This window comes from Dietzia sp. DQ11-71, from assembly GCF_014144995.1.
GTDB classification, from domain to species: domain Bacteria; phylum Actinomycetota; class Actinomycetes; order Mycobacteriales; family Mycobacteriaceae; genus Dietzia; species Dietzia kunjamensis.
Genome location: NZ_JAALDT010000400.1, coordinates 1 through 9,071, shown reverse-complemented (window position 1 = coordinate 9,071; position 9,071 = coordinate 1). Strand labels below are relative to the sequence as shown.

Genomic DNA, 9,071 nt, shown 5'->3' with positions numbered 1-9,071 from the left:
CCTCCCCTCTCAGCACGAGCGCCTCCGCCACGTGCGGCTCCCCCGGCACGGTGGCCCCGTCCAGGTCGGCGACCGTCCACGCGAGGCGCAGGCACCGGTCGACCCCGCGGGGTGACAACACCCCGTGTGCCAGTGCCCGGTCCAGGGGGTGCAGCGCCCGACGATCGAGCCCCCATACGGATCGCAGGACGCGGCCGGGGACCTCGGCGTTCGCCCGCGCACCGGCGGCCTCCGGGCACCCCGCCCACCTCTCGGCGGCGGCCGCCCTCGCCGTCGACACCCTCGTCCGTACCGCGGCGGTGTCCTCACCTTCGTCCACAGCGAACAGCCCGGACCCGAGCGGCAGCGTCCGTGCGGCGATGTCGATCCGGTCGCGCAAGGGCCCGGTCAGCGACCGTCCGTAGCGCCGCCGGGCATCGGGGGTGCATGTACAGGCATCGGGCCGTGCACTGCCACACGGGCAGTCGTTCGCCGCCAGCACCAGCTGGAATCGGGCCGGGAAGACGGAGATGCCGTCGCGCCTGGCGATCCGTACCTCGCCGTCCTCGAGCGGAGTGCGGAGGCTGTCCAGGACCCGGCCGGGGAACTCGGCGCACTCATCGAGGAACAGCACCCCGCGATGCGCCAGCGTCACCGCCCCCGGGCGTGCGACGTTGTTGCCGCCGCCGACGAGGGCGGCCACCGACGCCGAGTGGTGGGGAGCCACGAACGGCGGGCGGCGTAGCAGCGGATCCCGCGCCGCGAGCCGTCCCATCACCGAGTGGATGGCCGTTGCCTCGAGGGCGTCCCGCTCCCCCAGATCAGGCAACAACCCCGGTAGTCGCCGGGCCAGCATGGTCTTGCCGGTCCCCGGAGCCCCGCGCAGGAGCACGGCGTGCCCCCCGGCGGCAGCCACCTCGACAGCCCGCCGACAGTCGTCCTGACCGTGCACCTCCGCCAGGTCGGTGTGGGACCGCGCGCCCACAGCGCGGACCTCCGGGGCGTCCGTGACCAGGGCTCCCCGGCCCCGGCACCATGACGCGAGCATCGCGAGTGAGTCGACCCCCGCGGTGTCGATACCGCTGACCAGCCGGGCCTCCGCGAGGTTCGCGGCGGGGACGATCGCCCGGGACAGTCCGGCGTCCCGCGCCGCGAGCACGGCGGGCAGCACCCCGCGCACCGACCGGACCCGACCGTCCAACGCCAGCTCACCCACCAGCAGGGTGCCGTCGAAGCCCGCCCCGGGCAGCTCCCCTGACGCGGTCAACGTGCCCACCGCGAGCGACAGGTCGAACCCCGAGCCCCGCTTCGGCAACGCCGCCGGGGACAGGGACAGCACGACCTTGCCCGACGGCCAGGTCAGACCACTGTTGATCACGGCCGCCCGCATCCGCTCCCGCGCCTGCAACACCGCCGAGTCCGGCAACCCCACGATGCTGACCCCGGGCAACCCGCGGCCCACGTCGGCCTCGACCTCCACCAGCTGTCCACCGACTCCCTGCAGTGTGACAGCCCACGTCCGACCGAGCGCCACGGCTACAGCACGTCCTCGAACAGCTCGAGACGGGGCCGAGTCGGGTCCGCCAGGTCCACGCCCACCACGTCGAAGCAGACCTGGCGCCACCGGCCCGGGTTCTCCGAGAGCCAGTGGGCGGCCAACCGCCGCAGACGCCGCTGCTTGTCCGGGGTCACCGACTCGGCGGGAGTGCCGAAGCCCGTCCCCGTGCGCGCCCGGACCTCGACGAATCGCAGCCGCCCCGCGGCATCCAACACCACCAGGTCGAGCTCGCCGGCCCGGCACCGCCAGTTCCGGCTGATGACCACCCCGCCCCGGGCCTGCATCAGTCCCGCCGCGTGTTCCTCACCGAGTCGCCCCGTCCGTCGGCGTGGATCCACACCGTCCCCGGCCGCCTCGCCGCCCACCGCCTCGTCCCCCGTCATCGCCAGCCCTCCCGGCCGCCCGGTCCGTCCGGGCCCGCCGGGGCTCACCCTGCCGGACGGAAACGGCCCGGCCCGCTGGTCGCGGATCGGGCCGGGGGCGCCCTGTGGAAGCGGCGCGGGCTGTGGAGAACGGGGGCCGGGTGCTACTCCGGGAGCCGCAGTTCAGGCTTGTCGAGTTCCTCGATGTTGACGTCCTTGAAGGTCAGCACCCGAACGTACTTGACGAAACGTGCAGGTCGGTACATGTCCCATACCCACGCGTCGGACATCCTCACGTCGAAGTAGACCTCGCCGTCCGCCGACCGGGGGATCAGCTCGACGGCGTTGGCGAGGTAGAAGCGCCGCTCCGTCTCGACGACGTAGGTGAACTGGCCGACGATGTCGCGGTACTCGCGGTAGAGCGAGAGCTCCATCTCGGTCTCGTAGTTCTCCAGATCCTCGGCGCTCATCTCGTGCTGCTCCTCGAATGCGCCTGCGCGGCGCGACGGACGTTGGCGTACGACATCCGATGGATGCCGCTGGGACCGAGCTGCTCGATCGCCCTGGCGTGACTCACGGTGCTGTACCCCTTGTGGGCGGCGAAACCGTACCCCGGGTACCGCGAGTCGAGGTCCACCATAATCCGATCCCGCGTGACCTTCGCGAGGACACTCGCGGCGGCGATGGATGCGACCACTGCATCCCCCCCGATCACGGACGTGGACTGACATCCGAGCCCGTCGACCGCGAAGCCGTCGGTCAGCACGAAACCGGGTGCCGGGTCGAGGGCGGCGACCGCCCGGCGCATCCCCTCCAGGTTGCACCGGTGGATCCCGCGCATGTCGATCCGGTCCGGCTCGATCACCACCACACTCACCGCCGACGCCCTGCGCAGGATGACGTCGTGCAGTCGCTCACGGGTGGCGGCCGTGAGCTTCTTCGAGTCATCCAGGTCTGCCAGGTCGGGGTGGAGCCGGTCCCCCAACACGCAGGCCGCCACCACCAGTGGGCCCGCACAGGAACCGCGTCCGGCCTCGTCGACACCGGCGACCGGGCCGAGACCTCGACGGGCGAGGGCTGCCTCCAACGCCAGCCGGCCGTCGCGACGGGTAACCCGGACCCGGCCGGGAAGGACGACATCCCGGGGCCGCTGCGGTCGTGCCCGGCTCACCCCGCGTTGATGTCCGGGGAGGGGACCGTCCCGATCCGGCTGAACGGGAGGATGATCGCCCGGACCTTGCCGATGATGTTCTCCTCGGGCACGGTTCCCTGGAACTCGTCACCCATGTGGAAGCGGGAGTCCGCGGAGTTGCCGCGGTTGTCCCCCATCACCCAGTAGTTGCCCTCGGGGACCGTGACCGGACCGAAGGCACAGTTGAGCGGGTTCCCCGCCGGCGACGGGGTCTCGTTGAGGTACGGCTCGTCCAGCGGCTGGCCGTCGACGAGCAGTGCGCCATCCGGGGAGCAGCCGCCGACTGTCTGGCCCCCCACCGCGACGACGCGCTTGACCATGTCGTTCTGGTCGGGTGGGACGATGCCGATCACACCGCCGATGTTCTGCAGGGTCCTGATGACCTCGTTGTCCGACCGGATGGACTGGTACCCCTCGTTCCACGAGTCGGGACCCTCGAAGACCACCACGTCCCCGGGCTCGGGGTCGCCGAACCGGTAGGTGATCTTGTCGACGAAGATGCGGTCACCCGTGCAGCCCGCGCAGCCGTGCAGCGTGGGTTCCATGGACTCCGACGGGATCTGGTAGACGCGTCCGACGAAGGTCTGGAAGACGAACACCAGGACGAGTGCGATCACCACCAGCAGCGGGATCTCGATGTACCAGGGCTGGCCCTTCTTCTCGACGCGGCGAGCCGGGGCCCCGTCGTTACGGGACCCCGGCTCGGCGGCGTCATGTCCAGGCGTATCGGTGCTGCTCACCCGGATGAGCGTAGTCGATCCCGCACCGCCGACGGCGGCCGAGTCCGACCGGCTCTACACGGTCAGCGCTTCTCCTTGATCTTCGCGGCCTTGCCACGGAGTGCACGCAGGTAGTACAGCTTCGCGCGACGCACGTCGCCGCGGACCAGGACGTCGATGCGGTCGATCGTGGGCGAGTGCACGGGGAAAGTGCGCTCGACGCCGACGCCGAACGAGACCTTGCGGACGGTGAAGGTCTCGCGGACGCCACCGCCCTGGCGACGGATCACGACGCCCTTGAAGACCTGGACGCGCTCCTTCGAGCCCTCGATGACCTTGACGTGCACGTCGAGCGTGTCGCCGGGGCGGAAGTCCGGGATGTCGTCGCGGAGCGACTTGTTGTCGATGAAGTCGAGAGTGTTCATTGTGTTCCTTGCATGTCAGGAATGAGGACAGAGGACCCTGGCGCCCGCCCGCGGCGGGACGACCGGTTCGTGCCCCGGATCAGCGCGACCGTCAGCGGACACACGTGGTGCCCGGAAGGTCAACCTCGCTAGTGTGCCATCCGCTACTCGGCGGACCCAAATCACCCGGCCGGAGGAACCCAACCGAAGTCCGAGAGCGTCGCCAGGTCGGCCTTGTCCAGCTCGGCCGACCCGAGGAGGTCGGGCCTCCGCTCGGCTGTGCGTCTCAGCGACTCGTCGCGGCGCCACCGCGCGATCCTGGCGTGATCGCCACTCTTGAGGACTTCGGGCACCGGCCGGTCGCGCCACACCTCGGGCCGGGTGAAACTGGGGCCCTCGAGCAGGCCGTCGGAGAAGGAGTCCTCCTCATGGCTGCGCCGGTTCCCCAGCACCCCGGGTAGGAGGCGGATGACGGCCTCCGCGATGACGAGCACCGCCACCTCGCCCCCGATGAGGACGTAGTCGCCGATGCTGACCTCCTCGACGTCCATCCGCGTGGACGCCTCGTCGACGACGCGCTGGTCTATGCCCTCGTAGCGACCACACGCGAACAGCAGGTGGCGTCGACGGGCGTAGCGGTGCGCGTCAGCCTGGGAGAACGGTCGTCCGGCGGGCGTCGGGACTATCAGGAGTGGGCGGGTCTGACCGTCCCCCTGCTCGCTCATCGCCGTCCCCTGCGGCGGCACGAGGTCGTCCAGCGCTTCGCCCCACACCGTCGGGCGCATGACCATGCCCGGCCCACCGCCGAACGGGGTGTCGTCGACCGACTTGTGGACGTCGTGGGTCCAGCCCCGGAGGTCGTGAACGGCGACGTCGACTATGCCCCGGTCGGCGGCCCGACCGATCAACGCCAACTGCAGCGGGGCGAGGTACTCGGGGAAGACCGTGATGACGTCGAGGTGCATGAGCGGACCGTCCCCACCGTCGGGGAGAGCGGTCACGACGTCCCCAGATCGAGCAGCCCCTCCGGCGGGTCGATGACGCACGTCCGCGCGACGAGGTCCACCTCGGGGACCATCTCGGAGACGAACGGGACCAAGGCGTCTCCTCCGTCGGCCAGCCGGATGGCCAGGAGTTCGCCGGCCGCGGTGTGCACGATCTCGGTCACCTCGCCGAGGGTGGCACCCGAGGTGTCGAGCACCCGCAGTCCCACCAGTTGATGGTCGTGGTATTCGTCCGGGTCCTCCGGATCCTCCAGCGCATCCGAGTCGACGAGCAGCAGCATGCCGCGGAGTGCGTCCGCGGTGTCCCGATCGCCGACGCCTTCCAGACGCACCAGAAGCCGCCCGGAATGCTGCCGGGCGGCTTCGATGGTGACGTCGCGGTCGGTGGCCCGATCACCCCGACCGACCCGCCCGACGAGTCGGGTCCCGACGGCGAATCGCTCCTCGGGTGAATCGGTGCGAACCTCCACCACCAGTTCGCCGCGGACGCCGTGCGATTTGACGACGCGTCCCACGACGAGCTCCATGATGGTCCAGGTCCTCCGATTGCCGACGTGTACGGGCGGGGTCAGCGGTCGGTGTCGACCACGTCGACCCGGACACCGTCCCCGCCGACGGCGGAGACGATGGTCCGGATCGCGGAGGCGGTACGGCCACCCCGACCGATGACACGGCCGAGATCCTCGGGCGCGACGGCCACACGGATCACGGTGCCGCGCCGACCACCACTCGACCGGACGGACACCGCGTCGGGGTCCGACACGATTCCGCGGACGAGGTGGTCGACGGCGTCGACGACCATGTCATTCATCTGTCTCAGGCCTCGGCGGTCTCGGCGTCAGCCGACGCGGCCTCGCCCTCGCCGGACTCGGCGGCCTTCGCGGCCTCCTGCTCGGCCTTCTTGGCCTCGTCCTTCTTCGCCTTCTCGGCCTTGCGCTTGGCGGTGATGGCCTCAGCGGACGGCTCGCCCTGGGCGTCCTCGAGGGCCTTGTTGAACAGGTCCAGCTTCGAGGGCTTGGGCTCGGCGGTCTTCAGGGTGCCCTCGGCGCCCTCGATCCCCTTGAACTTCTGCCAGTCGCCGGTGATCTTGAGCAGCTGCTCGACGGCCTCGGTGGGCAGGGCGCCGACACCGAGCCAGTACTGCGCGCGCTCGGAGTCGATCTGGATGAAGCTCGGCTCCTCCTTGGGGCGGTAGAGACCGATGGTCTCGATGGCGCGCCCGTCGCGGCGGGTGCGGGCGTCGGCGACGACGACCCGGTACTGCGGGTTACGGATCTTGCCGAGGCGGGTGAGCTTGATCTTGACGGCCATGAGGCGTCTCGCTTTCTGTTGCGGGTCACGTGGCGATTCAGCGGCGCCCGCCCTGCTGGCGGGGCCCGGTTTCGCCTTCCGGGTGACCGCCGTTCGGCACGGACCCACGAGGGTCCACCGGTGACGGCGTCCAGCGGGCCAGTCTAGACAGGCCGGGACGGTGGGCACCAATCGACGCGTCGGGCGGACCGGTCAGCGCTTGGGGAACTTCAGGTCGTTGAGGTCGATCCCCTCCAGCCCCGGCGGGAGCTGGTCGAGTCCGGGCGGCAACTGGGACAGGTCGGGCATCCCGCCGGGCGGCATACCGGGCATCCCGGGCGGCATCCCCGGCATCCCCCCGGGCATCATCCCCCGCTGCTTGGGCGGGGTGGGACCGCGGCCCTTCCCCTTGCCCTTGCCCTTCTTGCCCTTGCGCTGGTTCTTGCGTCCCGCCCCGGGCATCCCCATCTGGCCCGCCATGCGGCTCATCATCTTGCGGGCCTCGAAGAACCGGTCGACCAACTGGTTGACGTCGGTGACCGTGACCCCCGAACCGTTCGCGATGCGCTGGCGGCGCGAGCCGTTGATGATCTTCGGGTCCGCGCGCTCCTCGGGGGTCATGCCGCGGATGATCGCCTGGATGCGGTCCAGGTACTTCTCGTCGATGTCGCCGACGGCGGCCTTCATCTCCTTGCCGCCGGGCAGCATGCCGAGCAGGTTCCCGATGGGCCCCATCTTGCGGATCATCAACATCTGGTCGAGGAAGTCCTCGAGCGTGAGCTCGCCGGAGCCGATCTTCGCGGCGGTCTTCTCCGCTTCCTGCGCGTCGAAGACCGTCTCCGCCTGCTCGATGAGCGAGAGCACGTCGCCCATCCCGAGGATGCGGCTGGCCATGCGGTCGGGGTGGAAGACGTCGAAGTCCTCGAGCTTCTCGCCGTCGGACGCGAACATGATCGGCGTCCCGGTGAGCTCGCGGACGCTCAGCGCGGCGCCACCGCGGGCGTCACCATCGAGCTTGGTGAGCACGACACCGGTGAAGCCGACGCCCTCACGGAAGGCCTCGGCCGTGACCACCGCGTCCTGACCGATCATCGCGTCCAGGACGAAGAAGGTCTCGTGGGGCTGGACGGCATCCCGGATCCCCCGGGCCTGGGCCATCATCTCCTCGTCGATGCCGAGTCGACCGGCGGTGTCGACGATCACGACGTCGTGCATCTTGGCGCGGGCGTGAGCCAGTCCGCGCTGCGCCACGGAGACCGGCTCCTGGACGCCGATCACCTCACCGTCGCCCCCGACGGAGGTCCCGGGGTGCGGGGCGAAGGTGGGCACGCCGGCACGCTCACCGACGATCTGCAGCTGGTCGACTGCTCCGGGTCGCTGCAGGTCGCAGGCCACCAGGAGCGGTGTGTGCCCCTGCGCCTTGAGCCAGTGCGCCAATTTGCCCGCCAGGGTGGTCTTACCCGCGCCCTGCAGGCCCGCCAGCATGATGACCGTCGGGGGCTGTTTGGCGAACTCGATCCGCCGCTCCTCGCCGCCGAGTATGGCGGTGAGTTCGGCGTCGACGATCTTGACGACCTGCTGGGCGGGGTTGAGCGCCTCGGAGACCTCGGCGCCCTTGGCACGCTCCTTGACCCGGGAGATGAACTCGCGCACCACCGGCAGGGCGACGTCGGCCTCGAGCAGCGCCAGACGGATCTCGCGGGCCGTCGCGTCGATGTCGGCGTCGCTGAGCCGACCCTTTCCGCGCAGGTCCTTGAGCGCACCTGTGAGGCGGTCGGACAAGGATTCGAACACGGCAACAGCTCCCTGGTTCGCGGCCCGGGAGCGCGCACGGTTCCCGGCGTCGTCGGCGACGACTGATCACAGGGTATCGGCATGCGCCACGGCGGGCGTCGTGGGATCACGTCGTGGCAGTAGCGCCTCCACCTGACCGGCCGTACTCAGCACCGCTCCGGGGCCGGAGAGGGCGAACACGTCCTCCACCGCCGCTCCCCTGGTGCGCACCACCACCCAGTCGATCCGGGCGCCGGCCTCGATGATCGCGGCAACCACCCTGGCGAACAGGCCGGGCCGGTCCTCCGACCGCACCTCCATCAGCACACCGTCGGCGTCGGTCCGGTGGGAGATCAGGACGGAGGATCTGGCCTGCGGGGGCCCGATCGGCAGCGCCGCCCCCCGGGACAGCGCGGCGCGCAGCGGCGCGGGGAGCCCGGAGTCGATCGAGCGGCGCAGATCCTGCCGGAGTACGCGTCCGTCCACCGGGTCTCCGAAGCGGGTGGAGACCGTCATCCGAGCGCGCATCCCGCCCGGAGGACGCAGGTCGATCTCCGCGTCCACGATCTCCAGCCTGTGGGCTGCCAGGACCTCCGCGGTCACCGCCAGTGAACGACCGCCACCGGGGACGACGAGAGTGACCTCGTGCGTGGTCCCGGAGTCCGCCGCCCGGAGGTCCACCACGACGTCCGGCGGACCGTGCCGCCGAGAGGCGTTCACAGTCGGCGCCTGCACCGCGGCGGGACGGGGGCCGAGCGCCTTGCCGCAGGCCGCCACGAGCGCGGCGTGA

The 9,071-nt window shown here is 70.8% G+C and carries 11 protein-coding genes and 1 pseudogene; all 12 read right to left on the bottom strand.

Translation table 11 applies throughout. From position 1 onward, the window contains the following. The coding region (locus tag G6023_RS13320) for a YifB family Mg chelatase-like AAA ATPase (protein WP_182635951.1) at positions 1–1,513 on the bottom strand (1,513 nt) is incomplete at its 3' end. A 2-nt stretch (positions 1,514–1,515) separates the two neighbouring features. Beyond that, entirely contained in the window at positions 1,516–1,920 is a 405-nt protein-coding gene (locus G6023_RS13315; RefSeq protein ID WP_096905321.1) for a YraN family protein, read from the bottom strand. A gap of 143 nt (positions 1,921–2,063) precedes the next feature. Then, positions 2,064–2,369: a DUF2469 domain-containing protein gene (locus G6023_RS13310; RefSeq protein ID WP_007632861.1), complete on the bottom strand. Its 306-nt coding sequence runs from the start codon at positions 2,367–2,369 to the stop codon at positions 2,064–2,066. After that, positions 2,366–3,070 (bottom strand): ribonuclease HII, encoded by a 705-nt coding sequence (locus G6023_RS13305; RefSeq protein WP_132061095.1) that lies wholly within the window; start codon positions 3,068–3,070, stop codon positions 2,366–2,368. The genes G6023_RS13310 and G6023_RS13305 overlap by 4 nt, the downstream gene beginning before the upstream one ends. Then, complete coding sequence (lepB, locus tag G6023_RS13300; protein ID WP_096905319.1) at positions 3,067–3,831, bottom strand: signal peptidase I; 765 nt, start codon at positions 3,829–3,831, stop codon at positions 3,067–3,069. Before lepB ends, G6023_RS13305 begins: the two co-directional genes overlap by 4 nt. A 62-nt stretch (positions 3,832–3,893) precedes the next feature. Continuing rightward, positions 3,894–4,235: a 50S ribosomal protein L19 gene (gene rplS / locus G6023_RS13295; protein WP_067717600.1), complete on the bottom strand. Its 342-nt coding sequence runs from the start codon at positions 4,233–4,235 to the stop codon at positions 3,894–3,896. A 161-nt stretch (positions 4,236–4,396) separates the two neighbouring features. Continuing rightward, positions 4,397–5,179 (bottom strand): tRNA (guanosine(37)-N1)-methyltransferase TrmD, encoded by a 783-nt coding sequence (trmD, locus tag G6023_RS13290; RefSeq protein WP_096907221.1) that lies wholly within the window; start codon positions 5,177–5,179, stop codon positions 4,397–4,399. Positions 5,180–5,211: 32 nt separating this feature from the next. Further along, on the bottom strand, positions 5,212–5,745 hold the full coding sequence (rimM, locus tag G6023_RS13285) for a ribosome maturation factor RimM (protein ID WP_096905318.1): 534 nt from the start codon (positions 5,743–5,745) through the stop codon (positions 5,212–5,214). A 41-nt stretch (positions 5,746–5,786) separates the two neighbouring features. Beyond that, complete coding sequence (locus tag G6023_RS13280; protein ID WP_067717596.1) at positions 5,787–6,029, bottom strand: RNA-binding protein; 243 nt, start codon at positions 6,027–6,029, stop codon at positions 5,787–5,789. Between the two features lie 5 nt (positions 6,030–6,034). Continuing rightward, entirely contained in the window at positions 6,035–6,529 is a 495-nt protein-coding gene (gene rpsP / locus G6023_RS13275; RefSeq protein WP_067717594.1) for a 30S ribosomal protein S16, read from the bottom strand. Positions 6,530–6,721: 192 nt separating this feature from the next. Next, positions 6,722–8,302 carry a signal recognition particle protein gene (gene ffh / locus G6023_RS13270; protein WP_067717592.1) on the bottom strand — a complete coding sequence of 527 codons (1,581 nt, stop codon included), beginning with the start codon at positions 8,300–8,302 and terminating at the stop codon, positions 6,722–6,724. A 66-nt stretch (positions 8,303–8,368) separates the two neighbouring features. Continuing rightward, positions 8,369–9,071 (bottom strand): annotated as a pseudogene (locus G6023_RS13265) (hypothetical protein); the annotation flags it as partial.